General features: G+C 66.4%; 24 protein-coding genes. 5 read left to right on the forward strand and 19 right to left on the reverse strand.

Annotated features, from left to right (window positions below; all coding sequences use genetic code 11):
* Position 1 precedes the first annotated feature (1 nt).
* On the reverse strand, positions 2-535 hold the full coding sequence (locus tag QWG60_RS12700; protein WP_046078942.1) for a TRAP transporter small permease: 534 nt from the start codon (positions 533-535) through the stop codon (positions 2-4).
* 62 nt (positions 536-597) lie between these two features.
* A complete protein-coding gene (locus QWG60_RS12705) occupies positions 598-1,602 on the reverse strand; it encodes a TRAP transporter substrate-binding protein (protein WP_046078941.1) in 1,005 nt (334 codons plus the stop codon).
* 614 nt (positions 1,603-2,216) lie between these two features.
* On the opposite strand from QWG60_RS12705, the gene QWG60_RS12710 reads away from it, so the two are divergent.
* The gene (locus QWG60_RS12710) at positions 2,217-3,158 is read left to right on the forward strand and encodes an AEC family transporter (protein WP_106489191.1); all 942 of its coding nucleotides are present in this window, start codon (positions 2,217-2,219) and stop codon (positions 3,156-3,158) included.
* 108 nt (positions 3,159-3,266) lie between these two features.
* Here the strand turns inward: QWG60_RS12710 and QWG60_RS12715 are convergent, their stop codons facing one another.
* The 8 genes from QWG60_RS12715 to QWG60_RS12750 form a co-directional block, all read right to left on the reverse strand.
* Positions 3,267-4,844, reverse strand: coding sequence for an aldehyde dehydrogenase (NADP(+)) (locus tag QWG60_RS12715; RefSeq protein ID WP_107181570.1), 1,578 nt, complete (start codon positions 4,842-4,844; stop codon positions 3,267-3,269).
* Positions 4,845-5,002: 158 nt separating this feature from the next.
* Complete coding sequence (locus QWG60_RS12720) at positions 5,003-6,328, reverse strand: enolase C-terminal domain-like protein (protein WP_146908451.1); 1,326 nt, start codon at positions 6,326-6,328, stop codon at positions 5,003-5,005.
* A gap of 43 nt (positions 6,329-6,371) precedes the next feature.
* Complete coding sequence (gene garD, locus QWG60_RS12725) at positions 6,372-7,940, reverse strand: galactarate dehydratase (protein WP_046080340.1); 1,569 nt, start codon at positions 7,938-7,940, stop codon at positions 6,372-6,374.
* Between the two features lie 26 nt (positions 7,941-7,966).
* Positions 7,967-9,478: a tripartite tricarboxylate transporter permease gene (locus tag QWG60_RS12730; RefSeq protein WP_046078937.1), complete on the reverse strand. Its 1,512-nt coding sequence runs from the start codon at positions 9,476-9,478 to the stop codon at positions 7,967-7,969.
* A 13-nt stretch (positions 9,479-9,491) separates the two neighbouring features.
* Complete coding sequence (locus QWG60_RS12735; protein ID WP_035593085.1) at positions 9,492-9,935, reverse strand: tripartite tricarboxylate transporter TctB family protein; 444 nt, start codon at positions 9,933-9,935, stop codon at positions 9,492-9,494.
* A 101-nt stretch (positions 9,936-10,036) separates the two neighbouring features.
* Complete coding sequence (locus QWG60_RS12740) at positions 10,037-11,089, reverse strand: type 2 periplasmic-binding domain-containing protein (RefSeq protein ID WP_046078936.1); 1,053 nt, start codon at positions 11,087-11,089, stop codon at positions 10,037-10,039.
* 54 nt (positions 11,090-11,143) lie between these two features.
* Entirely contained in the window at positions 11,144-12,061 is a 918-nt protein-coding gene (kdgD, locus tag QWG60_RS12745) for a 5-dehydro-4-deoxyglucarate dehydratase (RefSeq protein ID WP_146908453.1), read from the reverse strand.
* A gap of 276 nt (positions 12,062-12,337) precedes the next feature.
* A complete protein-coding gene (locus QWG60_RS12750) occupies positions 12,338-13,300 on the reverse strand; it encodes a 2-hydroxyacid dehydrogenase (RefSeq protein WP_046078932.1) in 963 nt (320 codons plus the stop codon).
* A gap of 388 nt (positions 13,301-13,688) precedes the next feature.
* Here QWG60_RS12750 and QWG60_RS12755 point away from each other — a divergent pair, with 388 nt between their 5' ends.
* Positions 13,689-14,648, forward strand: coding sequence for an AEC family transporter (locus QWG60_RS12755; RefSeq protein ID WP_046078931.1), 960 nt, complete (start codon positions 13,689-13,691; stop codon positions 14,646-14,648).
* Between the two features lie 74 nt (positions 14,649-14,722).
* On the opposite strand, the gene QWG60_RS12760 is transcribed toward QWG60_RS12755, so the two are convergent.
* The 5 genes from QWG60_RS12760 to QWG60_RS12780 form a co-directional block, all read right to left on the reverse strand.
* On the reverse strand, positions 14,723-15,043 hold the full coding sequence (locus QWG60_RS12760; protein WP_046078930.1) for an antibiotic biosynthesis monooxygenase family protein: 321 nt from the start codon (positions 15,041-15,043) through the stop codon (positions 14,723-14,725).
* A gap of 20 nt (positions 15,044-15,063) precedes the next feature.
* Complete coding sequence (sixA, locus tag QWG60_RS12765; protein ID WP_046078929.1) at positions 15,064-15,546, reverse strand: phosphohistidine phosphatase SixA; 483 nt, start codon at positions 15,544-15,546, stop codon at positions 15,064-15,066.
* Positions 15,539-16,639: an NAD(P)H-dependent glycerol-3-phosphate dehydrogenase gene (locus QWG60_RS12770; RefSeq protein WP_046078928.1), complete on the reverse strand. Its 1,101-nt coding sequence runs from the start codon at positions 16,637-16,639 to the stop codon at positions 15,539-15,541. The genes sixA and QWG60_RS12770 overlap by 8 nt, the downstream gene beginning before the upstream one ends.
* Before the next feature lie 106 nt (positions 16,640-16,745).
* On the reverse strand, positions 16,746-18,188 hold the full coding sequence (locus QWG60_RS12775) for an NAD(P)(+) transhydrogenase (Re/Si-specific) subunit beta (RefSeq protein WP_046078927.1): 1,443 nt from the start codon (positions 18,186-18,188) through the stop codon (positions 16,746-16,748).
* A 16-nt stretch (positions 18,189-18,204) separates the two neighbouring features.
* Positions 18,205-19,776 carry a Re/Si-specific NAD(P)(+) transhydrogenase subunit alpha gene (locus QWG60_RS12780; RefSeq protein ID WP_146908456.1) on the reverse strand — a complete coding sequence of 524 codons (1,572 nt, stop codon included), beginning with the start codon at positions 19,774-19,776 and terminating at the stop codon, positions 18,205-18,207.
* A gap of 208 nt (positions 19,777-19,984) precedes the next feature.
* Between QWG60_RS12780 and QWG60_RS12785 the strand changes: the two genes are divergently transcribed.
* Positions 19,985-20,131: a hypothetical protein gene (locus QWG60_RS12785; protein WP_161796804.1), complete on the forward strand. Its 147-nt coding sequence runs from the start codon at positions 19,985-19,987 to the stop codon at positions 20,129-20,131.
* Here QWG60_RS12785 and htpG read toward each other — a convergent pair whose 3' ends face one another.
* Together htpG and QWG60_RS12795 are read right to left on the reverse strand one after the other, a co-directional pair.
* Entirely contained in the window at positions 20,132-22,036 is a 1,905-nt protein-coding gene (gene htpG / locus QWG60_RS12790) for a molecular chaperone HtpG (RefSeq protein WP_046078925.1), read from the reverse strand.
* An 87-nt stretch (positions 22,037-22,123) separates the two neighbouring features.
* Positions 22,124-22,441 (reverse strand): YkvA family protein, encoded by a 318-nt coding sequence (locus QWG60_RS12795; RefSeq protein WP_046078924.1) that lies wholly within the window; start codon positions 22,439-22,441, stop codon positions 22,124-22,126.
* A 152-nt stretch (positions 22,442-22,593) separates the two neighbouring features.
* Between QWG60_RS12795 and QWG60_RS12800 the strand changes: the two genes are divergently transcribed.
* Positions 22,594-24,552: a transglycosylase SLT domain-containing protein gene (locus QWG60_RS12800; RefSeq protein ID WP_146908458.1), complete on the forward strand. Its 1,959-nt coding sequence runs from the start codon at positions 22,594-22,596 to the stop codon at positions 24,550-24,552.
* A gap of 129 nt (positions 24,553-24,681) precedes the next feature.
* On the opposite strand, the gene QWG60_RS12805 is transcribed toward QWG60_RS12800, so the two are convergent.
* Together QWG60_RS12805 and QWG60_RS12810 are read right to left on the reverse strand one after the other, a co-directional pair.
* Positions 24,682-25,326, reverse strand: a complete 645-nt coding sequence (locus QWG60_RS12805) for a LysE family translocator (protein ID WP_146908460.1) — start codon at positions 25,324-25,326, stop codon at positions 24,682-24,684.
* Positions 25,327-25,336: 10 nt separating this feature from the next.
* Complete coding sequence (locus QWG60_RS12810) at positions 25,337-25,762, reverse strand: NINE protein (RefSeq protein ID WP_035593112.1); 426 nt, start codon at positions 25,760-25,762, stop codon at positions 25,337-25,339.
* A 294-nt stretch (positions 25,763-26,056) separates the two neighbouring features.
* On the opposite strand from QWG60_RS12810, the gene QWG60_RS12815 reads away from it, so the two are divergent.
* Positions 26,057-26,263: a cold-shock protein gene (locus QWG60_RS12815; RefSeq protein WP_016853765.1), complete on the forward strand. Its 207-nt coding sequence runs from the start codon at positions 26,057-26,059 to the stop codon at positions 26,261-26,263.
* The last annotated feature ends 41 nt before the right edge of the window (positions 26,264-26,304 follow it).

The following is a 26,304-nucleotide window of genomic DNA, read 5'->3' on the forward strand; positions in this document are numbered from 1 at the left end:
ATCACCTCCCGGTAGGCGCGACGAGGCGCTGGACGATGTTGACGGCGGCGAACAGCATCATCAGCCCACCGCTGATGACCAGCGGCAGCGCACGCCAGCTCTCGGAGAGCCCGATCATCGGGATCGGCCGCTGGAGGTTGTCCAGCACCATGATCCCGCCCTGCCAGGCCATGAAGACCCCGAACAGAGCCACGAAGAGATCGGCCACATGGCACATCAGCGCACGAGGCAGGGCCGGCAGCCCGTCGCGAATGAACTCGATGCTGAGGTGGCTCTTGTTGCGCACCCCGGCGGCGGCCCCCAGGCAGGTCACGTAGACCACGATCAGCAGCGACGACTGCTCCACCCAGGTCGGCGTGTCGTTGAGCACGTAGCGGCCGAAGACCAGCCAGCCGAAGGACGCGATCAGAAAGACCAGCAGCACGCCCGACACGACGATGCAGGCGTGGGCGATACCGTCCAGCCCCACATCGATCACCGAACGAGCACCGCCGTCCTCCCCGGCTTCCTGCGTGTGATCAGAGTAAGCGCTCACGTTGTCGGATCCTTTCGGGGAGCCCCGGCCTGACGCCGGGGCCCTCGTGGGAGAGGACAGGATCATTCCTGGGCGGCCTGAACATCCTCGACCAGCGCCTCGAGGTCGGGATGCGAGGCGACGAAGTCGTCGTAGATCGGCTGCATCTCGGCCTGGAACGCCGACTTGTCCGTCACCTCGTTGATCTCCACGCCGTCATCGAGCACCCGCTGGCGGCTGGTCTCGGCCCGCTCTTCCCACAGCCGACGCTGCTCCACGGCCGCGTTCTGCGCCGCTTCACGCACGATGCCCTGATCCTGCTCGGACAGCTCGTCCCAGCTCGACTTCGCCACGCACAGGCATTCCGGCAGGATCAGGTGCTCGGTGAGGGAATAATACTTCGCCACCTCGTAGTGGCCGCTGGACTCGAAGGAGGGGTAGTTGTTCTCGGCGCCGTCGATGACACCGGTCTTGAGCGACTGATAGACCTCGCTGTAGGCCATCGGCGTGGCGTTGCCACCCAGTTCATCGATCATCTGCACGTAGAGGTCATTGTTCATGACTCGGACCTTGAGCCCCTCGACGTCCCCGGGCGTTGTCACCGGATGATCGGTGTTGTAGAGGCTGCGCGCCCCCGAGCCGAACCAGGAGAGAGCCACCAGGTTCTTCTCTTCCAGCGCCTCGGCGAAGCGTTCGCCGATGTCCCCGTCCATCACCCGATACATGTCATCCGGGCTCTGGAAGATGAACGGCAGCGAGAGGATGTTCGTCGCCGGCACGATCGGCCCCATCGGGCCCATGTTGAAGTTGGCGAAATTCAGGGCCCCGTTGCGGGTCTGCTCTATGGCATCGGGCTGAGCGCCCAGTACGCCATTGTGGTACACCTTGGGCTCGATCCTGCCATCGGTGTTCTCCGCCACCTCCTCGGCGAAGCTCTCCAGCGCCATGCTGTTCGGATAGGACGGCGGATGGATGTTCCAACCGCGCCACTGCTCGGCCTGTACCGACATCGAGACGGCCGACGCGATGCCGGCCAGGGCGAACACTTTCAGGGTTCTGCTGGTCTTGATGATCTTGTTGGTCAGCATGGCAAACTCCTCGAGTGCAGGATGAGATAGCGTATTGTGGTTTTTTGTCTTGCCGTCGCCGGACGACATGCAACAGCTTCATCGGCTGTTCTGTTGCTTCCTGACAGATCCCCTCCAGCAAGATGCGCCGTCAGAAACATGCGCCATGCGCCGGTGATCGAACCCAATGCCGAGGGCACTGGGCAGGAAGCCATCTGGCCATTGAGGATTCCACTCAGGGTGTGGCGAAGCGGCCTCTCCCGACGACATTCACCGATGACAACGCCGAGATACCGGCTTGATTCATCAAGTTTAAAGAGGCCCTTTTTATTACGATTCTTCACGAAACCGAGAGGGAAACACTCCAAGTAATACATAATATGAATGACAAGCTAGTCGGGGCGCATATGACTGACAAGCGTTTCCAAGGTCATTTATACCAAAGTGCTAAAAGACAGCTTCGACTCCGAAACGACGCAAAACAGCATCCTTCTCTGACGATTCGAACATGATCCTCAATCGATCAGACACTTGCCGCCCCTTCTTATGTAATACATCATACAAATAAGACACATAAATAACGCCCGCAAAGCTCTGGCCGGCGTATCAAAAGCAAACAGGGAGGAAACAGCAAGATGGGCGACGTTCTACACGGGACACTGGAAGTCAGCCTCCCCGTTTTCGCCATGGTGTTCATCGGCGCACTCCTGAAACGCCTGGGCTGGATCGATCAGGCCTTCGTGAATACCGCCTCGAGCCTGGTGTTCAAGGCCACCATGCCGACGCTATTGTTCCTGAGCATCCTGCGCGCGGAGCCGGGCCGCACGCTCAACCTCGAACTGGTCGGCTTTTACCTGGGCATCTCGACCCTGGCCTTTGGGCTGATATGGCTATGGGCACTCCCCCGCTGCCGGCACGAGGACCGTGGCGTCTTCGTCCAGGGCGCCTTCCGCGGCAACTGCGGCATCGTCGGCCTGGCGCTGGCGGCGAGCATGTACGGCGATCTCGGCCTGTCCCTCGGCGGCCTCATGGCCGGCGCCATCATCGTGCTCAATCTGGTGCTGTCCGCGATCGTGCTGGCGGTCTACAGCCCCACCATCAGCTCGCATCCGCTCGCCATTCTCAAGGATGTCGCCACCAACCCCCTCATCCTCGGCATCCTGGCAGCACTCCCCCTCACCTATATGCGTGTGGAACTGCCGGCCTGGCTGATGACCTCGGGCGACTACCTGGCCTCACTGTCGCTGCCGTTGGCGCTGATCTGCATCGGCGGCGGCCTCAGCGTGTCCGCCATCAAGCAGAGCAGCGCACTGTCCCTCGAAGCCAGCCTGTGGAAGGTCCTGCTGATGCCGGCTCTCGGCGTCCTGCTGGCCCTGCCGATGGGCTTTCGTGGCCCCGAACTCGGCATCCTCTTCCTGTTCCTGGGCAGCCCCAGTGCCGCCGTGGCCTACGTCATGGCCCGTGGCGCCGGCGCCAATGCGGAGCTGGCCGCCAGCATCATCGTGGTCAGCACCCTGATCAGCCTCTTCACCATCAGCACGGGCGTCTTCGCGCTAAAGGCTCTCGGGCTCGTCTGACCCTCTGTATCTGGGCCTCATGTCAGTCAGCGGTACGGCACCGGCCTACAAAAAAGGCGGCCCGAGGGCCGCCAAGAAACTACTGCTTGCCAATCAGAGTGATGCGACTCAGGCCTCGCGCTGGCCGTCGACCAGGCGGCTGACGCCGGCCGGGTTGCCGTCCTGGATCGCCTCGGGCAGCAGGCCCTGGGGCAGGTTCTGGTAGCACACCGGGCGCAGGAAGCGATGGATCGCCGCGCTGCCCACCGAGGTGGTGCGCGCGTCGGAGGTGGCCGGGTACGGGCCGCCGTGGACCATGGCGTGGCACACCTCGACGCCGGTGGGCCAGCCGTTGGCCATCACCCGGCCGGCGCGACGCTCGAGGGTCGGCAGCAGCGCGCGGGCCGCGTCCAGGTCGGCGTCGTCCATCTGCAGGGTGGCGGTGAGCTGGCCTTCCAGCGATTCGGCCACGCGCTTGACCTCGTCCAGGTCGGCGCACTCGACCACCAGCGAGGTGGCGCCGAAGACCTCGGCCTGCAGCGCTTCGTCGCTCATGAAGTCCTCGGCGGAGGCCACGAACAGCCCGGTCTGGCAGGCGTTGGGGCCCTCGCCGGCGTTGCCGCGGGCGATCTCGCGGGCCTTGCTGCTGGCGACCAGGCCGTCGACGCCCTGCACGTAGGCGTCATGGATGCCCGGGGTCAGCATGGTCTGGGCCGCGGAGCCCTTCACCGCCTCGGCGGCGGACGCCACGAAGGCATCCAGCGCCTCGCCCTTGACGGCGATCACCAGGCCGGGATTGGTGCAGAACTGGCCGGCGCCCATGTTCAGCGAGCCGACGAAGGCCTCGCCCAGCGCCTGGCCACGCGCCTGGAGCGCTTCCGGCAGCAGGAACACCGGGTTGATGGAGCTCATCTCGGCGTAGACCGGGATCGGCTCGGGGCGCTCCTGGGCGGCCTGCATCAGCGCGGTGCCGCCGCCGCGGGAGCCGGTGAAGCCCACGGCCTTGATGCGCGCGTCGCGCACCAGTGCCTGGCCGACCTCGCGGCCGGAGCCGTAGAGCAGCGAGAACACGCCCTCGGGCAGCTCGCATTTGGCCACGGCGCGCTGCACGGCGCGGCCTACCAGCTCGGAGGTGCCGGGGTGGGCGGAGTGGGCCTTGACCACCACCGGGCAGCCGGCGGCCAGCGCCGAGGCGGTGTCGCCGCCGGCCACGGAGAACGCCAGCGGGAAGTTGGAGGCGCCGAACACGGCCACCGGACCCAGGGCGATGTGGCGCTGGCGCAGGTCGACGCGGGGCATCGGCTGACGCTCCGGCAGCGCCGGATCGAGGCGCACGTCGAGCCACTCGCCGGCGCGCACGACCTTGGCGAACAGGCGCAGCTGGCCGCAGGTGCGGCCGCGCTCGCCTTCCAGGCGGGCCCGCGGCAGGCCGGACTCGGCCATGGCGCGAGTGATCAGCTCATCGCCGATGGCCTCGATCTCGTCGGCCACGGTCTCGAGGAACGCGGCGCGGGCCTCGAGGCCGGTCTCGCGGTAGGCATCGAAGGCGGCCCAGGCCAGCTCGCAGGCGCGCTCGACCTCGGCCTGGCCACCCCCGGGATAGACCGGGGACAGGGTCTCGCCGGTGGCGGGATCGACGGCCTGGATCGCCTTGCCGTCGCTGAGCACGGCCTGCTGGCCGATCAGTTGCTTGCCTTCCAGGGTCATGCGGCTTCTCCTGTCGTAGGGCGCCGGATCGGCGCCGTTCGGGTCAGACGGGGCGACATCCGTCGCCACGCCGTCTAGCAGTGTAAAACGTTAGCATGCTAAATCTACATGCCATACCATCGAGCCGCTTGCCGCCGGCTCTCGTCGACGCTCGCGCCTCAGCGCACCAGGGCCGGACGCTTGGGATCGAATTCCCAGCCCTTGATCAGGTACTGCATCGCCATGGCGTCGTTGCGCTGGGTGACGTCGAGGCGCTTGTACTTCTCGTGGGCTTCCATGAGCTTGTCGTCGTCCAGCTCGATGCCGAGGCCCGGTGCCTTCGGCACGCTCAGCTTGCCGTCGCGGATCTGGAGCGGATCCTTGGTGATACGCTGGCCGTCCTGCCAGATCCAGTGGGTGTCGATGGCGGTGATCTCGCCCGGGCAGGCAGCGGCCACGTGGGTCATCATCGCCAGGGAGATGTCGAAGTGGTTGTTGCTGTGCGAGCCCCAGGTCATGCCCCACTCGTTGCACAGCTCACCCACGGCCACGGCGCCCTGCATGGTCCAGAAGTGGCAGTCGGCCAGCGGGATGTCGACCGAGTTGAGCTGCACGGCCAGCTGCAGCTGCTTGTAGTCGGTGGCGATCATGTTGGTGGCGGTGGGCAGCCCGGTGCGCTTCTTGAACTCCGCCATGGTCTCGCGGCCGGAGAAGCCGCCTTCCTGGCCGCAGGGATCCTCGGCGTAGCTGAGCAGGTGCTTGATCGGCTCCAGCACGCGCACCGCCTCGTCCAGCCTCCAGGCCCCGTTGGGGTCCAGGGTCAGGCGCGCCTCGGGGAAGGCCTCGTGCAGCGCACGGATGCAGTCGGCTTCTTCCTCGCCGCGCAGCACGCCGCCCTTGAGCTTGAAGTCCCTGAAGCCGTAGCGGTCGTAGGCGGCCTTGGCCAGGTTGGCGATGGCATCCGGCGTCATGGCCTCGCGATAGCGGGCCTCGTCCCAGGCATCGACCGGGTCGGTCACGCGCGGGTACGGCAGGTCGGTCTTGTCCGGGTCGCCGAGCAGGAACAGGTAGCCCAGGGCCTCGACCTCGTCGCGCTGGCGACCGTACTGGCCCAGCAGGTCGGCGACCGGCATGCCCAGCGCCTGGCCGAAGAGATCGAACAGCGCCGACTCGATGGCGGTGATGACGTGTACGGCCACGCGCAGGTCGAAGGTCTGGCGACCGCGCTCCTCGGGGCCGCCTTGAGCCAGCAGGTCACGGCAGCGGCTGAGCACCTGCTTGACCTCGTTGACGCGCGCGCCTTCGACCAGGCCGCGGCACTTGTCCAGGCCCTTCTGGATGCCCTCGCTGGTGGGAATCTCGCCCACGCCGCGGTTGCCGGACTCGTCCTCCAGCACCAGCACGCAGCGGATGAACCAAGGCGCATGGCCGCCGCTCAGGTTGAGCAGGAAACCGTCTTCGCCGGCGACCGGCACGATGTTCATCTTGGTGATCTTGGGAAACATGGCATTGCCTCTTCTTGTAACGGTCGAAATAACCATCAGACGGTCAGGTCACCGGCGCGGGATTGAACAGCACCAGGTCGTTGTAAAGGCCCAGCCGGTCGGCGGCGACCCGGCGGCGGCCGCTGGCCACGTCGAGGATCAGGTGGAACAGCTCCCAGCCCATCTCCTCGATAGTGGCGTCGCCGGTGGCGATGCGCCCGGCGTCGAGATCGATCAGGTCGTGCCAGCGCTGCCCCAGGGTGGAATTGCTGGCGACCTTGATGACGGGCGTCATCGGCAGGTTGTAGGGCGTGCCGCGGCCGGTGGTGAAGACCTGCAGGTTCATGCCCGCGGCGGCCTGCAGGGTGCCGCAGATGAAGTCGCTGGCCGGGGTCGCGGCGAAGGTCAGGCCGCGCCTGCGCACCCGTTCGCCAGGACCGATGACGTCGACGATCGACGAGTCGCCGGACTTGATCACCGACCCCAGGGCCTTCTCGACGATGTTGGAGAGCCCGCCCTTCTTGTTGCCCGGCGAGGTGTTGGCACTGCGATCCGCCTGGCCCTGGGACAGGTAGTCGTCGTACCAGGCCATCTGGTCGATCAGCGCCTGACCGACCTCGGGATCCACGGCCCTCGGCGTGAGCAGATGGATGGCGTCGCGGACCTCGGTGACCTCGGAGAACATCACGCTGCCCCCGGCGCGCACGATCAGGTCGGTGGCGAAGCCCACTGCGGGGTTGGCGGTCAGCCCGGAGAAGGCATCGCTGCCGCCGCACTGCATGCCGACCACCAGCTCGGAGGCCGGGCAGGTCTCGCGGCGGCGACGATCGAGGCGCTCGAGATGACGTTCGGCCATCGCCATGATGCCCTCGATCATCTCGCCGAAACCCTCGAAGGACTCGTCCTGCAGGCTGAGGACGTTGGCCTCCGGGTCGGCCGCCGCGGTGTTCTCATAGAGCTTCACCGGGCGATCATCGACCAGGGTCGAGGGCTGCAGCTTCTCGCAGCCGAGCCCGATGACCATCACCTCGTTGCCGAAGTTCGGGTTCCGGGCCAGGTTCTTGAGGGTGCGGATCGGCACCACCGCGGCCGGCGCGTTGATCGCCACGCCGCAGCCGTAGCTGTGGTTGAGCCCCACCACGTCGTCGACGTTGGGGAAGCGCGGCAGCAGCTCGCGCTTGATGCGCTGGACCACGTGATCGACGGTGCCGGCCACGCACTGCACGCTGGTGGTGATGCCGAGCACGTTCTTGGTGCCGACGCTGCCGTCGGCATTGCGGAAGCCCTCGAAGGTATAGCCCTCGAGCGGCGGCGTCTCGGGCGCAGGGCGCGTCGCGAGCGGCAGGTCTTCCAGGGCCGGCGGCGTGGGCATGTGCAGGTTGGTCTCGTTGACGTGACCGCCCTGGGGAATCCCTACGGCGGCGGTACCGATGACCTCGCCGTAGCGGATCACGGCGTCGCCCTCCGACAGCGCCACCAGCGCGACCTTGTGGCCCTGTGGCACCGGCTGGCAGAGCACGATACCGCCCTCGATGCGATCCCCGTCCGCCAGCCCGCCCTGGCGGACGACGACCGCCACGTTGTCACCGGGATGGACACGAATCACGCGGGGAGCGTTCGTCGATGATGTCATGCGGCCGTCCGACGTCTGCGTGGCACTCATTGGGGGCTCTCCATGCGGCGGTGGGCGCGACTCTTCAGGCTCATGATCACCGAGAAGGCCACGGAGGCGGCGATCAATCCCCACAGCACCACGGCGATCGGGCTCTTGGTGAAGAAGATGCCGTAGCTACCGGCCGATTCCAGGCTCTTAACGAAGTAGATCTCCGCCTGGCCACCGAGGATGAAGCCGATGATCAGCGGGGCGACCTCGAGGCCGACCTTCTGGATCAGGTAGCCCAGCACGCCGAAGATCAGCAGGGTCCAGACGTCGAACATGATGCCGTAGTTGATCGCATAGGCACCGACCACGCACATCATCACGATGATCGGGTAGAGGATGTACTTGGGCACCAGCACCACCTTGGCGATGTGCTTGATGGCATAGAACATCAGGAAGAACATCACGATGTTGGCGAACACCAGGGCGGTCATCATCACGTACCAGGTGTCGGCGTTCTCCGGGATGAACAGCGGCCCGACCTGGATGCCCTGGAGCGTGAAGGCGCCGATCAACACCGCCGTGGTGGAATCTCCCGGAATGCCCAGCGACAGCAGGGGGATCAACGCACCGCCGGTCAGGGCGTTGTTGGCCGACTCGGAAGCGATCAGCCCCTGGGGAGCGCCCTTGCCCATCTCGTCGGAGTCGCGCGAGAGGTTCTTCTCCTGGGTGTAGGCCAGCACCGAGGCGGCGCTGCCGCCGACGCCCGGCAGCATGCCGACGAAGGTCCCGATGAAGGAGGAACGCACCAGGTTGGTCAGCCGGCCCCTGAAGATGCCGAAGGAGAAACCGCCGCCCTTGCCGAACTTGACGTGCTTGCCGCCCAGGCCGCCCTTGATGCCCTCCTCCGCCTCGAGAAGGATGGTGGCGATGCCGAAGATGCCGATCAGCACCGGCAGCAGGGAGAAGCCCTCGAAGAGGTAGGGCTCGAGGAAGTCGAACATCAGACGGGTATGGCCGTTGCCGCCGTCGGAAATGCTGTAGGTACCGATCAGGCTCAGCCAGATGCCCAGCACGCCGCTGAAGATGCCCACCAGCATGTTGCGCGACATGGAGGCGATGACGGTCAGCGCCAGCAGGATGATCAGGAACTTCTCGACGTAGGAGAACTTGATCGAGAACTCGGCCAGCAGCGGCGCGAACAGGAACAGCACGGCGGCGCTGATGAGTCCGCCGACCAGCGAGGCCACCACGCAGACCCGCAGGGCGCGTTCGCCCTCACCCTTCTGGGCCATGGGGAAGCCGTCGAAGGTGGTGGTGATGGACGACGGCGTGCCGGGAATGTTGAGCAGCACGGCCGGCACCATGCCGCCGGAGATGCCGCCCACATAGAGGCCCAGCAGCAGCGCTAGGCCGTGGTTGAGCCCGAGCGCGTAGGTAAGCGGCAGACACACCGCCACGGCCATGGTCGCGGTCATCCCGGGGATGGCACCGAAGACGATGCCGACCAGGGCCCCCAGGGCCGCCAGCAGGAAGAAGGTGATATCGAGTAGCGACAGGATATCGAGCATGGGAAGGACTCCGCTACGGCAGGGTGATCTGGAACAGCTTGGCGAGGATGAACCACGCCAGCGTCGGTGCCACGAGCGCGTTGATGCCGGCCGTGAGGACCTTGCGCCGGGTCCTGGTGTGCATGTACATCAGCGACATCAGGAAGAGAAAAGGCATCGACACGAACAAAAAGCCGTAGCCCGTATAGGGGAAGACGTTGCCGACCACCGCCATCAGATAGAAATAGGCGGAGATCAGCGCCAGGGTGCCGAAGAAGCGGAACTTGTCCATGGACTCGCCGAGGATCGGCAGCGTCCTGTCACCTCGCCTGACGGCGGCGAGGAAAGGCACGACGTTGAGCACCAGGACCAGGGCGAAGAGGATGCCCATCACCCAGTGAATGATATGGGGGAAGAACAGATGGGAGGTCTCGAAGTCGATCGAGACACTCAGCAGGGATGACAGTCCTGATTCCATGGCGGCTCCGGTGAAGGCTCTCGTCAGGCGGCCTTTCGATCGTTATGGGAATGAAGCAGCAGCCGCGAGCGCCGGCGGGCTTCCCCGCCGGCGACCCTGCCTTACTGGATGTTGGTGATGATGTCCTCGTAGACGGACATCTTGGTCTCCAGATACTGGGCGGCTTCGTCGGACGGCTTGAAGTTGGGAATGAAGAAGGAGTTCTTCTGGGTCTCCTGGATCTCACCTTCGGCATAGATCTCGGCGAGCGCCTGGTCGATCTGGTCGACGATGGCCTGATCCATGTCCTTGTTGTAAAGGAAGAAGAATTCCTTATCGAAGGTGAAGTTGTTGCCGTTGCCCATCGGCACGGACACATTGGGCTCGACGTACTGCAGCAGCTGCTCGCGAGTGGTCTGGCCGAGACCGTCTTCCGGCGCCTGTTCGATGGTGCCCTGACGCGCGGTCAGCCACAGGAAGCGCATGGCCTTCTGGTCGTCTTCCGGCAGGCGCGTGTACTGCTCGTTGGCCTGCACGGTGCCATTGATCATGTCGGCCTGGTCATCGAAGAGCTGCTGGTTCTTGTCGGCCTGAGAGCCGGTGTTGACGGCCACCAGGTTGTCTTCCATGCCCGGATGCTCGATGGCGATGGCATTCTTCAGGGCGCTGAAGCCGATTTCCGAGACGCCGCCGGGCTGGATGGCGACACGCACTTCCTCACCGTTACCGACCGCCGCGATCACGTCGTCCAGGGTCTCGTAGGGCGAGTCCTTGGGCACCAGGTAGGCATTGCCCGGGTTGATGGCGACGGTCGGCCCGATGGTGTACTTCTCGAAGATGTCGTCGTACCCCTGAACGCCGTACAGGTTTCCGAGGTAGGACTGATCGTGGAAGATCATCAGGGTGTTGCCGCGCGCATCGCGATCCAGAAAGCGGAAAGCCGAGCTCGCACCGACGGCATCCACCTTCATGTTGATGTCGAGGTGCTCGGCCAGGGCATCGGCGACGATGCTGGAGTTCTGGTAAGTATCACCGCCCGTGGAGGTCGAGCCGATCACCACGCGCACGTTGCCGCGCAGCGGACCGTCGGCGGCCATGGCGGCGGCACTGCCGAACGCCATGCCGGCCATCAGGACGGAGGTTCCGAGTGTCTTGCAGATGCTGGGCATGCTCATGTTTCACCTCTTCGCTGTCATTGTTGAGAGTGGGTGAAGTTCGGGCTCTTGCTCTTAGTAGCCCTTGGCGGTCTCGACCAGCGTAGCCAGTCGTTCCCGTTCCTCGGCATTCGGCATCTCGAGCGGCGCGCGAACGCTGCCGGCGGGACGCCCAATGATCTCGGCACCGGCCTTGATCAGGCTGACCGCATAGCCGGACTTCTGGTCGCGCAGATCGACGAAGGGCAGGAAGAAGTCGCGGGAAATGCGCCGCACGGTGTCGCTGTCGCCGGCCCGCAGCGCCTTGTAGAAGGTCACCGCCATGTCGGGCACGAAGTTGAACACCGCGCTGGAGTAAGTGTTCACGCCCACGGCCAGATAGGCCTCGGCCATGATCTCGGCGGTGGGCACGCCACCCACGTAGGCCAGCCGGTCGCCCACGGTGCGGATGATCCGGTTGAGGGCCTGCATGTCGCCCTTGCCATCCTTCAAGCCGATCAGGTTGGGGCAGGCATCGGCCAGGCGCTTCACCGCGTGCGGCTTCATGATGCCGTTGGCACGGTTGTAGTAGATGACGCTGATGGAGGTCGAGTCACAGATCTGGCGCGCGTACTCCACCAGACCGTCCTGGGGGCACTCGGTCAGGTACGGCGGCATCAGCAGGATGCCGTCGGCGCCCTCTTCCTCGGCGATCTTCGCGAAGGCGCTGCCGGTGGCCACGCTCAGACCGGCGCTGGCGATGACCGGGAGCTTGCCGTCGACGACCTTCACCGCCAGACGCACGATCTCGCGGAACTCGTCCTGGGACAGGTTGAAGAACTCCCCGGTGCCGCCGGCGACGAACACCGCCGAGATCTCGTGGCTGATGAACCACTCCAGACGCTGCCGATAGCTCTCGGCATCGAAACGCCCTTCGGCGTCGAAATCGGTGATCGGGAAGGACAGCAGTCCATCGCTGATCGCTTGTTTGACATCTTCGCGGGTAAAGGTCACCAGATCGTCCTCTTGTCAGCCTCGGGATAACACGAGGAGGCGGGTTCCTCATGTCATACATCATACAAAGTGAGAAATTAGTCACCCTGCGCCGGCCTGGCAATAAGCCCAAAGTCGTGTATAGACTAAAGTCGCATCACCTGCAGCATCGCACCAGCGCCCCTCGAGCCGCCTGATGCCGACCCTCACGCCGGGAAAGGCTCCCCCAAGAAAAACGGGCAGACCGAAGATCGGTCTGCCCGGCAGTAGAAAAAGCAGCGCCACGCATCGTCTTGCTCAAACGGCGGTGATCGCTCCCTCGCCGGCCAGCACCCGCTTGACGTTGTCCACCGCCAGATCGCACATGGCATTACGCGTCTGGAAGGTCGAGGAACCGATGTGAGGCAGGCACACGGCATTGTCGAGCGTCATCAGGGGCGACGCCGTGGACAGCGGCTCCCGCTCGTACACGTCCAGTCCCGCACAGTGGAGGGTACCGTCCTGCAGGCAGGCGACGAGCTCATCCTCGCGCACCACCTTGCCGCGGGAGATGTTGACGAAGACGGCATGCGGCCGGGTCAGCGCGAAGTGCTCGCGTCCGATCAGCCCTTCGGTCTCTGCCGACAGGGGGACGGTCACGCAGATGAAGTCGGACTCGCGGAACAGGGTCTCGAGATCGACACGACGGGCCTCGAGCGCGTCTTCCACCTCCGGCTTGGCCGAGCGGTTGGTATAGTTCACCGACATGCCGAAGCCGTCGTGGCCGCGCCGTGCCACCGCCTGCCCGATGCGTCCCAGGCCCACGATGCCCAGGGTCTTGCCGTGGACGTCGACGCCGAAGTCCTCGCGCGAGAGCGAGGCCGTCCATTCATGACCGCGAACCTTGCGCAGCATCTCGCCGGCGCGACGCGCCGCCATCATCAGCAGCAGGAAACCGGTATCGGCCGTGGATTCGGTCAGCACGTCCGGCGTGTTGGTCAGCACGATGCCACGCTCGCGCATGGCCTCGATCGGGTAGCTGTCGACACCGACCGAAACGCTGGCCACCACCCTGAGGCGGGGCGCCTTGTCCAGCAGTGCCTCGGTGAACGCCACGTTCGACCCCAGATAGGCATCGGCCTGGGCCATGGCCTCCTCGAAGGCGGCGCGGTCCTGATCGTCGACCAGCCTCGTGAAATGCGTCAGATTGAACGCGTCGGAGAGGGCCTCGACGAGCGCCGGATACAGCTCGTGCACGACCACCAGGTTTTGCGTTTTCATCACTGCGGGCTCCACCACATTGTCGATCGACGGAACGCTTGGCGCATCCGGGCACCTCATCCAGGCACGGCCAGGAAGGCCGCCGGGGTGGCAGGCTGACGGTCGCCGATGCCTCCTTGCGTCCGGCTCATGGCGACACGAGGCACAGGGCTCATGTCATACATCACACAAAATAGAAAACTATCGAGCCTCCTAATGGTAGGGCAAGTCAGTCGGCATGAGTCGAGACTAAAGTGCAAGCGCCCTGCCGCCGCCGTTTCGGGCAATGAGACTTGAACGTGCGTCATGAGACATGCATTCAATAGCGGGAAATTATTAGCCAACACATCGATTTGGCGACACCATATACGACTTTAGTTTAACAACCGCCGCCACCCCCGGACGCCTCATGCCCCTGATCGATATCTTCCTCTCGACGCTGAACATCACCCTGCCAGTCTTCGCCATGGTCTTCATCGGCATCGGGCTGAAGCGTCTTCGCTGGATCGATCAGGCCTTCGTCGACACGGCATCGAAGCTGGTCTTTCGGGGCACCCTGCCGACCCTGCTGTTTTTCGGCCTGGCCGGGACCGATCTGGAGGCGACGCTCGACCCCTGGATGCTGGCGTTCTTCACCCTGGCCACCCTGCTGAGCTTCGCCGCGGCCTGGGGCTGGGCCCTGCTGCGGGTGCGGCGCCCGCTGCGCGGAGTCTATGTTCAGGGCGCGTTCCGCGGCAACTGCGGCATCGTGGGGCTGGCCCTGGCCGCCGGCATGTACGGCGATGCCGGCATCTCGCTGGCGGGGCTGCTGCTCGGCGTGGTGATTCTCAGCTACAACGTGCTCTCGGTCATCGTGCTGGCCACCTACCAGCCCCGCGAAACGGGAGGACGAGGCGTCGACTGGGCCCATATCGTGCGCCACATCGTGACCAACCCGCTGATCCTGGCCGTGCTTGCCGCCACGCCCTTCGCCATCTTCGAGGTGCCGCTGCCCGACTGGCTGACCACCACCGGCGACTACTTCGCCTCGTTGACCCTGCCCCTGGCCCTCATCTGCATCGGCGCCACCCTCTCCACCCGCGCCCTCAGGAAGGGCTATCGCACCACCGTCAGCGCCAGCCTGGCCAAGATGGTGGCCGTGCCCGCCGTGGCGACGCTGCTGGCGGTGGCGGCGGGCTTCACCGGGCCGGCACTGGGCGTGATGTTCCTGTTCTTCGCCAGTCCCACGGCGGCGGCGGCCTTCGTGATGGCCAAGGCCATGGGCAACGACGAGACCCTGACCGCCAACATCATCGCCATGACCACGCTGATGGCCAGCGTGACCGTGACCCTAGGCGTCTTCGTGCTAAGGCTGGCCGGACTGATCTAGCCGAGGCGGCCGCCCGAGACGACGACGGCGCCCCTGGGGCGCCGTCGTGATGCTGGCATGGCAGGCATCGCGGATCAGCGATAGCCGCCGGCCACGGTGCCTTCGACCACCGCGAACTGCTCGATGCCGCCGCCCTCGGCGGTGGCCTCCGCCGGCAGCGGATTGGCATGGGCGCGCTTGAAGTCGTCGCTGCCGACCCAGGCACGGAAGGCCTCCTGGCTTTCCCACTCGGTCTCCACCACGTAGGGGGCCTGGTTGCCCTGAGGGCGCAGCACGCGCATGGCGACGAATCCCGGCTGCTTGTCGATCTCCCCGGCGCGGGCCCGGAAGCGCGCCTCGAACGCGTCCTCGAAGCCCGGATTCACATGGATGCGGTTGTTGACGATATAGCTCATGGTTTCAGCCCTTCCTTCACTCAAGCGATGTCGGCGGGTGACGTGAAACGGGCCAGCCGCGCGCAGCCGGCGGCCCGCACCTCGGCGTCGAGCTCTGCGACGGCGGCGGTGGGAAAGCCGAGACCGCGATCGCCGCGCCCCTCGACCAGCAGCCCCGTGAGCGCGCCGACCAGCGGCATATGGCTGACCAGCAGCAGCGGGCGGTCGTCGTCCTGCTCGAGCAGCCAGTCGACCACGGCCTGGGGCGGATCGTCCGGGGTGATGCAGGGCAGCGTCTCCGCCGGCACGCCGAGAGCCTCGCCAACGCGCTCCGCGGTCTGCTGGGCGCGGCGATAGGGGCTCGCCACCAGCCGCAGGCGCGCGAGGTCGAGATCCGTTCGCCCCGCCAGCCAGGCGCCCATGCCCGCGGCCTCTTCCTGGCCGCGGACGGTCAGCTCGCGGGCCGCATCGGGGCTGCCCGGCCCCGCTTCGCCATGGCGCATGATCAACAACGGTTCAGCCATGCGGGCCTCCGGTGTCGCGATGGTCCTGCTGGACGTTCTCGCGCGAGAGCACGAACTCCACGTCGCTGCTCTGTTCGCCACGCATCAGCAGACGCGCCATCTCACGCGCGGGCACGCCCTCGAACAGCACCTGATAGAGCCCCTCGGCGATCGGCATGTAGACGCCCTCCTCGCGGGACTTGTCGCGCACCAGGCGCACGGTATTGACGCCTTCGGCGACCTGGCCCAGTGCCTCGACGGCCTCGTCGAGGGTGCGCCCCTCGCCCAGCGCGAAGCCGACCCGGTAGTTGCGCGAACGGCTCGACGAGCAGGTGACGATCAGGTCTCCGACCCCGGCCAGGCCGAGGAAGGTCATGGGATTGGCGCCCTGGGACACGGCGAAGCGGCTCATCTCGGCCAGCGCCCGGGTCATCAGCATGCTGCGGGTGTTCTCGCCCATGCCCAGCGCCGCGGCCATTCCGGCGGCGATGGCATAGACGTTCTTGAGCGCCCCGCCCAGCTCGACGCCGTAGCGGTCGTTGCTGGCATAGACGCGGAAATAGTCACAGCCCAGCGCCGTCTGCACCCGGGTGCGGGTCAGCGGGTCGTCGCTGGCAATCACCGTGGCGGTGAGCTGGCGCTCGGCGACCTCGGTGGCCAGGTTGGGGCCGGAGAGCACGCCGATGTGCGCGAAGCCGGTCTCCTCCTCGAGCAGCTGGCTCATCAGCTTGAAGCCGTCTTCCTGGATGCCCTTGGTGGTGCTGACCAGTATCTGGGACGGCGTCAGCCAGGGCAGCGCCTGACGCACCACCTGACGGAAGGCCTGGGACGGAATCGCCACCAGCACCAGGCCGGCGCCGGGCAGCACGTCCTCGAAGGCGCTCGAGGCCTTCACGGCGGGATTGATGGCATAGTCGGGCAGGTAGCGGCCGTTGCGATGCTCGCGGTTGATCTGCTCGACCAGCGCGGGGTCGCGCAGCCACTGGCGCACCTCGAAGCCGTTGTCGGCGGCGATGCTGGCGAGCGCGGTGCCGAAGCTGCCGCCCCCGAGCACCGCCACCCGCTGACTGCGATCATCGCTGCTGCGATCAGGATTGCTGCGATCGTCGGACATGGTCGCCCCGGGAGTGGAAATGGTCCGGCGATTGTAACGAAAAACGCCCCCAGTGGGGGCGTCCTGACGGCTGGTGTCGGGCCGCCGGAGCGGCCCGCAGGGCGGATCAATCGATCAGCGGCACCAGGGTGTCGATGCTCGAACGGGCATCGCCGTAGAGCATCCGGGTGTTCTCCTTGAAGAACAGCGGGTTCTCGATGCCGGAGTAGCCGGTGCCCTGGCCACGCTTGCAGACGAACACGTTCTTGGCTTCCCAGACCTTCAGCACCGGCATGCCGGCGATCGGGCTGTTGGGGTCTTCCTGGGCGGCCGGATTGACGATGTCGTTGGAGCCGATGACGATCACCACGTCGGTGCTGGCAAAATCGTCGTTGATCTCGTCCATCTCGAGCACGATGTCGTAGGGCACCTTGGCCTCGGCCAGCAGCACGTTCATGTGCCCCGGCAGGCGGCCGGCGACCGGGTGGATGCCGAAACGCACTTCCTTGCCGGCACTGCGCAGCTTGCGGGTCAGCTCGCTGACCGCGTTCTGCGCCTGGGCCACCGCCATGCCGTAGCCCGGCACGATGACGACGCTGTCGGCGTCGTTCAGCGCGCTGGCCACGCCGGCGGTGTCGATCGCGACCTGCTCGCCCTCGATCTCCGCCGCCGGCCCCTGGCTGCCGCCGAAGCCGCCCAGGATCACGTTGACGAAGTTGCGATTCATCGCCTTGCACATGATGTAGGAGAGGATCGCACCGGAGGAGCCCACCAGGGCACCGGTGACGATCAGCAGGTCATTGGACAGCGTGAAGCCGATGGCCGCCGCGGCCCAGCCGGAGTAGCTGTTCAGCATCGACACCACCACCGGCATGTCGGCGCCGCCGATGCCCATGATCAGGTGCCAGCCGATGAAGAAAGCCAGCAGCGCCAGCAGCAGCAGCGTCCAGACGCCCGCCCCGTTGAGGTAGAGCACCGCCAGCCCCACGGAGGCGGCCGCGGCGGCGGCGTTCAGCAGGTGGCCGCCGGGCAGCTGCTTCGGCTTGCCGTCGACCTTGCCGGCCAGCTTGCCGAAGGCGATCACCGAGCCGGTGAAGGTCACCGCGCCGATGAACACGCCGAGCACCACCTCGATCTGCAGGAAGGTGAGCTCCGCCGGGGTCTTCTTCGCCACCAGGGCGGCGAAGGCCGAGAAGCCCTCGGTGCCTTCCCCGGCCAGCTGGCTGGCCAGTACGCGGCGGCGCTCCAGGTCGGCGTTGAGGCCGACGAACACCGCGGCCAGGCCGACGAAGCTGTGCAGGGCCGCGACCAGCTGCGGCATCTCGGTCATCTCGACCTTCTTCGCCAGGTAGGCACCGATGACGGCGCCGATGGCCATCATCGGCAGCATCCACCAGTAGCCGCCGATGCCCGGCCCGAGGCCGGTGAAGAAGACGGCCACGCCCATGCCGATGATGCCGTACCAGACGGCGCGCTTGGCCTTCTCCTGGTTGCTCAAGCCCCCCAGCGAGAGGATGAACAGTACGCTTGCCGCGATCGAGGCGGCGGATACGAATCCTTGACTCAACATCTCTTGATCTCCGGCCTCAGGACTTCTGGAACATGGCGAGCATCCGGCGCGTGACCTGGAAGCCCCCCACGATGTTGATGGTGGCGATCAGCACCGAGATGCCGGCGAGCAGGCTCACCAGGGCACTGCCGGAGCCGATCTGCAGCACCGCGCCGAGCACGATGATGCCGGAGATGGCGTTGGTCACGGCCATCAGCGGGGTGTGCAGCGAGTGGCTGACGCCCCAGATCACCTGGAAGCCCACGAAGCAGGCCAGGGCGAAGACAATGAAGTGCGACATGAACGACGCCGGGGCCACCTGGCCGAGCAGCAGCATCAGCGCGCCGCCCACGCCCAGCAGCGTCGCCTGACGCTTGGTCTGGGAGACGAAGGCGGCGTGTTCGGCGGCCTTCTTCTCCTCCGGCGTCGGCTCGGGCTCCTTCGGCTTCGGCTTGGCCGCGGCGATCGCCTGCACCTTGGGCGGCGGCGGCGGGAAGGTGATGTCGCCCTCGAAGGCCACCGTGGACCCACGGATGACGTCGTCATCCATGTCATGGTGGATGACGCCATCCTTCTCCGGCGTCAGGTCGGTCAGCATGTGGCGGATATTGGTGGCGTAGAGCAGCGAGGCCTGGGTCGCCATGCGCGACGGGAAGTCGGTGTACCCGACCACGATCACGCCGTTGTCGGTGACGATGCGCTCGTCGGGCACGGTCAGGTCGCAGTTGCCGCCCTTCTCGGCGGCCAGGTCGACGATCACCGAGCCCGGCTTCATGGCCTTGACCATGTCCTCGAGCCAAAGCTTGGGCGCCGGGCGGCCGGGGATCAGCGCGGTGGTGATGACGATGTCGACGTCCGGGGCCTGCTCGCGGAACAGCGCCAGCTGCTTCTCGCGGAACTCGGGGCTGGAGGGCGCCGCATAGCCGCCGCTGCCCGAGCCGTCCTGGCTGTCCTCGAAGTCGAGGAACAGGAACTCGGCACCCATGGACTCGATCTGCTCGGCCACCTCGGGGCGCACGTCGAAGGCGCGCACCACGGCGCCCAGGCTGGTCGCGGTGCCGATGGCGGCGAGACCCGCGACGCCGGCGCCGACGATCAGCACCTTGGCCGGCGGCACCTTGCCCGCGGCGGTCACCTGACCGGTGAAGAAGCGCCCGAACTGGTTGCCCGCCTCGATCACCGCGCGATAGCCGGCGATGTTGGCCGTGGAGGACAGGGCGTCCATCTTCTGAGCCCGCGAGATGCGCGGCACCATGTCCATGGCGATGACGTTGGCGCCGGTGTCGCGGCAGCGCTCGAGCAGCGGCTCGTTCTGGGCGGGCCAGAAGAACGAGATCAGGGTCTTGCCCTTGCCCAGGTAGCCGACCTCATCCTCGACGGGCTCGCGGACCTTGACCACCACCTCGGCGGCGTTCCACAGCGCCTCGGCCCCGTCGACGACGGTGACGCCGACCGAACGGTAGGCGTCGTCATCGAAACCGGCGGCCGAACCGGCGCCGGCTTCGATCAGGCATTCGTGTCCCAGCTTCTGGATCTGTTGCGCGCTTTCCGGGGTCAGCGCAACACGCGCCTCCCCGGAGGCATGCTCCTTGGGTGCACCAATCTTCACGTTGGATCTCCCGTTTTGGCGTTATTGAAACTTTCGAAACACCGCAGTCTTGCCTAGGCATGCGGGAATCTCAACCCGCATGACGGCCATGACAGCGTCGCTGTCGGAAACGATATGTCCTTGAAAATCCGTCGATCCAATTGACGTGGACGTCAAGGTCAAGCGACGAGGCGCGAGGCCACGGCGCCTGTCATCGAGCGCTCCGGTCATGTCCGTGGTGGACGGCATCGGGGAAGACTGGAAGGAAAAAAGAGAGGAAAAGGAAAAAAAGCACGAAACGAAACGCGCCGATCACCTTGCGGAGATCGGCGCGTCCGGCATGCCGCCCTTCAGGGCGACGACAATGGCACCGTGATCAGGCGCCGAGCAGCGCGTTCAGGCGCTTGACGTAGGCCGCCGGGTCGTCGAGATGGCCGCCCTCGGCGATGATCGCCTGGTCGAGCAGGATCCGCGACAGATCGGCGAAGCCATCCCCCTCGGCGCTCTCGAGGCGCGCCACCAGGGCGTGCTCGGGGTTGAGCTCGAGGATCGGCTTGACCTCCGGCAGCGGCTGGCCGGCGGCTTCCATGATGCGGCGCATCTGGTAGCCCATCTCGTGCTCCGGCAGCACCACGCAGGCCGGAGAATCGGTCAGGCGATGGGTCACCTTGACCTCCTGGACCTCATCACCGAGCGCTTCCTTGACGCGCTTGACCAGCTCTTCCTTGGCCTTGGCGGTCTCTTCCTGGGCCTTCTTCTCGTCCTCGTCCTCGACCTCGCCGAGGTCCAGGTCGCCCTTGGCCACGTCGACGAACGGCTTGCCCTCGAACTCGGTGAGGTGGCTCATCAGCCACTCATCGATGCGGTCGTGGAGCAGCAGGACCTCGATGCCCTTCTTGCGGAAGATCTCCAGGTGCGGGCTGTTCTTGGTCGCGTTGAAGCCGTCGGCGACGATGTAGTAGATCTTCTCCTGACCTTCCTTCATGCGCCCGATGTAGTCGGCCAGCGACTGGTCCTGGGTGGCGCTGTCGGTGTGGGTGCTGGAGAAGCGCAGCAGGCCGGCGATCTTCTCGCGGTTGGCGTGATCCTCCGCCGGGCCTTCCTTGAGCACGCTGCCGAAGGTGTTCCAGAAGGTCTGGTAGGCCTCGGGATCCTTGGCCAGCTTCTTGAGCATGTCGAGGGAGCGCTTGGTCAGCGCGCTCTTGATCTTCTCGACCTGCGGGTCCTGCTGCAGCAGCTCGCGGGACACGTTCAACGACAGGTCGCGGGTGTCCAGCACGCCCTTGATGAAGCGCAGGTAGAGCGGCAGGAACTGCTCGGCGTCGTCCATGATGAAGACGCGCTGAACGTAGAGCTTCACGCCGCGGGCGCCGTCACGCTCGTAGAGATCGAACGGGGCGCGGCCCGGCACGTAGAGCAGGCTGGTGTACTCGAGCTTGCCCTCGACCTTGTTGTGGCTCCAGGTCAACGGATCGCTGAAGTCGTGGGCCACGTGCTTGTAGAAGGCCTTGTACTCGTCGTCGGTAAGTTCGCTCTTGGGGCGCACCCACAGCGCGGTGGCCTCGTTCACGGTCTCCCAGCTGACGGTCTCGCTGCCCTCGATCTCGTTGCCGTCCTCGTCGCGGGCGGTCTCGGTCTTGGGCATGCGCACCGGCACTTCGATGTGGTCGGAGTACTTGCGCACCAGGTTCTGCAAACGGAAGTCGTCGGCGAACTCGCCGGCGTCTTCCTTGAGGTGCAGCACGATCTCGGTGCCATGGGCCTGGCGCTCGATGTCGGCGACGCTGAACTCACCCTCGCCGCGGGAGTGCCACTCGACGCCCTCGCCCTGGTCGGTGCCCGCCTTGCGGGTACGCACCGTGACCTCGTCGGCGACGATGAAGCCGGAATAGAAGCCGACGCCGAACTGGCCGATCAGGCGGGCGTCCTTCTGCTGCTCGCCGGAGAGCTGCTTGAGGAACTCGGCGGTGCCGCTGCGGGCGATGGTGCCGAGGTTCTCGATCACTTCGTCACGATTCATGCCGATGCCGTTGTCGCGCACGGTCACGGTGCCGGCCTCGGCGTCATGCTCGATCTCGATGCGCAGCTCGCTGTCGCCCTCGTAGAGAGCGTCGTTGTCCAGCGCGGCGTAGCGCAGCTTGTCGCAGGCGTCGGCGGCGTTGGAGATCAGCTCGCGCAGGAAGATTTCCCTGTTGGAATACAGGGAGTGAATCATCAGGTGCAGCAGTTGCTTGACCTCGGTCTGGAAGCCGAGGGTCTCTTCACGAGTAGCAGTGGTCATCTCTTGCGGACCCTTTGTCGACGGTTCGGCGGTGGCGAGGCCACCCTTTGCTTGGATACCGTCGATATGGGGACCGGCGAAGGTTTTTCAACCGTCGTTCTCGCGCCAGGCGCGATAGCCCTCCAGTGCACGGTCGACCCGGGTCAGCAGCCAGCCGACGATCATCGCATCATCGACCAGCCCCACCACCAGCAGCACGTCCGGAATCAGGTCCAGCGGCGAGATCAGATAGACCAGGGCGACCAGCATCCACAGCAGCGCCGACCAGGGCACCGGTCGATAGCGTCCGCGCACCACGTCGGCCAGCATCGGCGGGAACCAGCGCAGGGCGCGGCGCATGCGCAGGAAGACGCCGGCGCGGCGCTTGATGCGCGTGAGCGGCGGGGAACCATCGGGGCGTGCCATGAGCGCTCTCCTTGCCGAGTGTCGGATTCACCGCTACAGAATGAGGAGAGTGTCGGCGGAATGCCAGCCGTCGGCCCCGAGCGACACTACTCAAGCGCCGCGCCATGGGCGACCATGGGAGCCCGCTCCACGCACCCTCGAGAGGCGACACGATGCCCAACACCCCGTTCCGCATCCCCTGGAAGCCCCTGCTGACCGCCGCCCTGCTGTGCCTGCCGGCCACCGGCCAGGCCCAGCCCGGCGACGGCGACGGCGCCATGCGCGATGCCCTCCAGGCCGCGCGGGCCAAGGACTGGTCCGCCATCGACCGGGCCGCCATCGCCGATCACGCGCTGGCCGGCTACGTCGACTATCACCGCCTCAAGGCGCGGCTGCCCGGCACCTCGCCGAACGAGGTCAACGCCTTCATCGACGCCAACGCCGATTCCCCGCTGGCCGGCTGGATGCGCGGTCAGGCCATTTCGGCCTACGGCGAGGCCGGCCGCTACCGGGACCTGCTGGCGGTGGCCGATGGCGAGCCCCGCGGCACCGCGCGCCAGTGCCACTACTATGCCGCCTTGCTCGGCAGCGATCCGGCCACCGCCGCCGAGGGCGGCCGCGAGCTGTGGCGGGCCGGCCACTCGCAGCCGGATGCCTGCGACCCGCTGTTCAACACCCTGCGCGCCCGCGGCGAGATCGGCCCGGAGCAGGTCTGGGAGCGTCTCACCCTGGCCTGGCAGGCCGGCGAGACCGGCATGGTCGGCTACCTCGGCCGCCAGCTCGGCGACGACTGGGCCGGCGCCCGGGCCGCCCTGGAACGCCTCGACGACGATCTATCGGCGATCACCCGGGTGCCGAGCTGCATCGGACCGGACTGTCGCGGTAGCGGGGCGCTGTTCGCCGCGGCCATGCACGACTACACCCGCGCCGACACCCAGGCGGCGCTGGCGGCCTGGCGCCGGCTGTCGCCACAGCTGGCCATCGACGAGGCCCATCGTCACGAGATCGAGCATGATCTGGCCTTCTATTCGCTGGTGCGCGACGTCTCGCCCAACCGCGACTGGGTCGACGGCGTGCTGCCGCGCCTCGACGACACCGACCTCACCGTGCTGCGCATCCGCGTCGCCCTGGCCGACCGCGACTGGGCCGACGTGCTGGCCTGGGCCGATCGTCTGCCCGCCGAAGAGGCCAGCGATGCCCGCTGGCAGTACTGGCAGGCCCGCGCCCTGGAACAGCTCGGCGACGACGCCGGCGCGAATGCGGCCTACGCCCGTGCCGCCGAGCAGCGCAGCTTCTACGGCTTCGCCGCCGCCGATCATCTCGGCCAGCCCTACGCCCTGAACCGGGCCGACACCTCGGTCGACGAGGCCCGCCGCCGGGACATCGCCGCCATGCCGGCGGTCCAGCGCACCGAGGCGCTGCTGCGCATCGGCGAGCCGGGCCTGGCCAGCAGCGAGTGGTATGCCGCCGCGGCCCGTGTCTCCTCCGACCGGGCCATGGCGATGGCCGACTACGCGGCGCGCCGCGACTGGCCCGCCCGGCTGGTCCAGACCACCATAGCCGCCGGGCTGTGGGACGCCCTGGAATGGCGCTTCCCCGAGGCCTATCGCGATGACTTCCTGCACTGGGGCCGGCGCCACGACGTCGACCCCTATCTGCTGATGGGCATCGCCCGGCGCGAGAGCGCCTACAATCCGGAGGCCCTGTCGCCGGTCGGCGCCCGCGGCCTGATGCAGCTGATGCCGGGCACCGCCAGCCAGGTCAGCCGCCAGCTCGGCATGGCCGATCCGGGCCGCTACGGCGTCCTCGAGCCCTCGGTCAACATCCGCCTCGGCAGCGCCTACATCGGCGAGATGATGGACCGCTATCGCGGCAACCGCCTGGCCGCCACCGCCGCCTACAACGCCGGCCCCGGCCGGGTCGATAGCTGGCTGCGCGACGCCCCGCAGCAGTTCGACCTGTTCGTCGAGTCGATCCCCTTCCGCGAGACGCGCCGCTACGTGCAAGCGGTGATGGCCTACCGGGTGATCTTCGAGAGCCTGGCCAATGGCGGCAACACTCGCGGCGTGGCGATGCTGACGCCGGCGGAGCGCCAGGGCGACTACGACCGCTCGCTGCTGGCACGCCGCTGACCTTCGTGCCCTGCCCCAGCCGTAGAGTAGAAAAGAAGAAGGCCCGCCGAATGGCGGGCCTTCTCGATTCAGGGCCGGATACCGGACCGGCGAATCAGCGCCTCGCGCTAGGCCGGGCCAAGGTCAGCGCTATGTTGGCGCCCGGGTCAGCGCCAGCTTGGCACCGAAGGCCACCAGCACGCCGCCGGTGAGACCGTTGAGCCAGCGCGCGAGCACGGGGCTCGCCAGCCAGCGGCCGGCACGGCCGACCAGCAGCACCACGGCGATCTGCCAGACGTTGGCGATCAAGAAGTGCACGCTGGCCAGCCACAGCGACTTGGCCAGGGCCGGATCGCCCGGGGAAATGAACTGGGGCAGGAAGGCCATGTAGAAGACCACCGTCTTGGGATTGAGCACGTTGGACAGCAGCCCCTCGCGCAGCGGCCGCCAGGCCGGCACCCGCTGGCGCTCGCCGTCCACCGCCCCCACCGGCAGCCCCTGGCCGCGGCGCGCCTCGCGGAGGCTGGCGATCCCCAGCCAGATCAGATAGGCGGCGCCGGCCAGCTTGAGCGCGGAGAAGGCCCAGGCCGACTGCAGCAGGATCAGCGAGATGCCCAGCGCCGAGACGGTGGCATGCACGAACAGCCCGGCGCAGATCGCCAGGCTGGTCAGCACGCCGTCACGCACGCCGCCGCGGGCGGTGTTGCGGATCACCAGCAGGGTGTCCACGCCGGGGGTGATGCTGAGCAGGGTGATGGCCACCAGGAAGGGCCAGAACTGGGCGTCGAACCACATCAGGCCGCCCTCACCCGCCGAACACGCCGCGCTTGGCGTGGCGCATGGATATCTGGTCGTTGAGCGTCCAGAAATCGTAGAGCACGCCCAGGCCGAACAGCCCCAGGGTGCACAGGTAGATCACTCCGGTGACCCACTTGCCCAGATAGAAGCGGTGCACGCCGAAGGCGCCGAGGAAGGTCAGCAGCAGCCAGGCCAGGGTGTAGTTGGTGGGACCGGCCTGAAAGCGCAGGTCGGCCTGCCGATCCATGGCCGGGATCAGGAACAGGTCGATCAGCCAGCCGATGCCGAGCAGGCCAAGGGTGAAGAACCAGATCGTGCCGGTGACCGGCTTGCCGTAGTAGAAGCGGTGTGCGCCGAGGAAGCCGAAGAGCCACAGCAGATAGCCGATGGCCTTGCTGTGGGTATCCTGAGAGGCGATGCGAGTGTGTTCCATGGAAAAGTCTCGTCGATGCCCTGGAGGTCGCTGGACGCCCGGGGGCTGAGTGGCTACATTGACCTAGCGGGCGGAGGCACCAGTTTCACTGCGGCACGTTGTTGACGCAACCCTGGCGCTGATGCACTATCCGCTGCGTAGGTTAGCAAGTAGAAAGTCGTCAGTTGTACTTCGATTCCTTCGATGCACCCGGTGCGCACTTCTTCTTTGTCTGCCCACGCAAGACGGGCTCGTGCCGTGTGAAACGGCCAATACGACCCAGCATCAATATTTAGTTTGTTAAGGAAATCGACAATGGCAACTGGCACTGTCAAGTGGTTCAACGACACCAAGGGCTACGGCTTCATCTCTCCGGAAGACGGCGGTGATGACCTGTTCGTCCACTTCTCCGAAATTCAGGCTGAAGGCTTCAAGTCCCTGCAGGACGGCCAGAAGGTCTCCTTCGAAGTGACTCAGGGCAAGAAAGGCCTCCAGGCCTCCAACGTTCGCGTCGCCGAGTAAACTCGACCGACAGGACGATCGACCGCCGGCCATGCCGGCGG

The organism is Halomonas halophila, assembly GCF_030406665.1.
GTDB lineage: Bacteria > Pseudomonadota > Gammaproteobacteria > Pseudomonadales > Halomonadaceae > Halomonas > Halomonas halophila.

Coding starts and splice junctions, on each gene's coding strand:
- QWG60_RS12715 (WP_107181570.1), bottom strand. CDS start 4,844: ATGACCCTGGAAGGCAAGCAACTGATCGGCCAGCAGGCCGTGCTCAGC.
- QWG60_RS12785 (WP_161796804.1), top strand. CDS start 19,985: ATGTCCGTGGTGGACGGCATCGGGGAAGACTGGAAGGAAAAAAGAGAG.
- QWG60_RS12800 (WP_146908458.1), top strand. CDS start 22,594: ATGCCCAACACCCCGTTCCGCATCCCCTGGAAGCCCCTGCTGACCGCC.
- QWG60_RS12810 (WP_035593112.1), bottom strand. CDS start 25,762: ATGGAACACACTCGCATCGCCTCTCAGGATACCCACAGCAAGGCCATC.
- htpG (WP_046078925.1), bottom strand. CDS start 22,036: ATGACCACTGCTACTCGTGAAGAGACCCTCGGCTTCCAGACCGAGGTC.
- QWG60_RS12760 (WP_046078930.1), bottom strand. CDS start 15,043: ATGAGCTATATCGTCAACAACCGCATCCATGTGAATCCGGGCTTCGAG.
- QWG60_RS12730 (WP_046078937.1), bottom strand. CDS start 9,478: ATGCTCGATATCCTGTCGCTACTCGATATCACCTTCTTCCTGCTGGCG.
- QWG60_RS12720 (WP_146908451.1), bottom strand. CDS start 6,328: ATGTTTCCCAAGATCACCAAGATGAACATCGTGCCGGTCGCCGGCGAA.
- QWG60_RS12770 (WP_046078928.1), bottom strand. CDS start 16,639: ATGTCCGACGATCGCAGCAATCCTGATCGCAGCAGCGATGATCGCAGT.
- QWG60_RS12750 (WP_046078932.1), bottom strand. CDS start 13,300: ATGAAAACGCAAAACCTGGTGGTCGTGCACGAGCTGTATCCGGCGCTC.
- sixA (WP_046078929.1), bottom strand. CDS start 15,546: ATGGCTGAACCGTTGTTGATCATGCGCCATGGCGAAGCGGGGCCGGGC.
- QWG60_RS12705 (WP_046078941.1), bottom strand. CDS start 1,602: ATGCTGACCAACAAGATCATCAAGACCAGCAGAACCCTGAAAGTGTTC.
- QWG60_RS12805 (WP_146908460.1), bottom strand. CDS start 25,326: ATGTGGTTCGACGCCCAGTTCTGGCCCTTCCTGGTGGCCATCACCCTG.
- QWG60_RS12795 (WP_046078924.1), bottom strand. CDS start 22,441: ATGGCACGCCCCGATGGTTCCCCGCCGCTCACGCGCATCAAGCGCCGC.
- QWG60_RS12735 (WP_035593085.1), bottom strand. CDS start 9,935: ATGGAATCAGGACTGTCATCCCTGCTGAGTGTCTCGATCGACTTCGAG.
- QWG60_RS12755 (WP_046078931.1), top strand. CDS start 13,689: ATGCCCCTGATCGATATCTTCCTCTCGACGCTGAACATCACCCTGCCA.
- QWG60_RS12815 (WP_016853765.1), top strand. CDS start 26,057: ATGGCAACTGGCACTGTCAAGTGGTTCAACGACACCAAGGGCTACGGC.
- QWG60_RS12740 (WP_046078936.1), bottom strand. CDS start 11,089: ATGAGCATGCCCAGCATCTGCAAGACACTCGGAACCTCCGTCCTGATG.
- QWG60_RS12710 (WP_106489191.1), top strand. CDS start 2,217: ATGGGCGACGTTCTACACGGGACACTGGAAGTCAGCCTCCCCGTTTTC.
- garD (WP_046080340.1), bottom strand. CDS start 7,940: ATGACATCATCGACGAACGCTCCCCGCGTGATTCGTGTCCATCCCGGT.
- QWG60_RS12775 (WP_046078927.1), bottom strand. CDS start 18,188: ATGTTGAGTCAAGGATTCGTATCCGCCGCCTCGATCGCGGCAAGCGTA.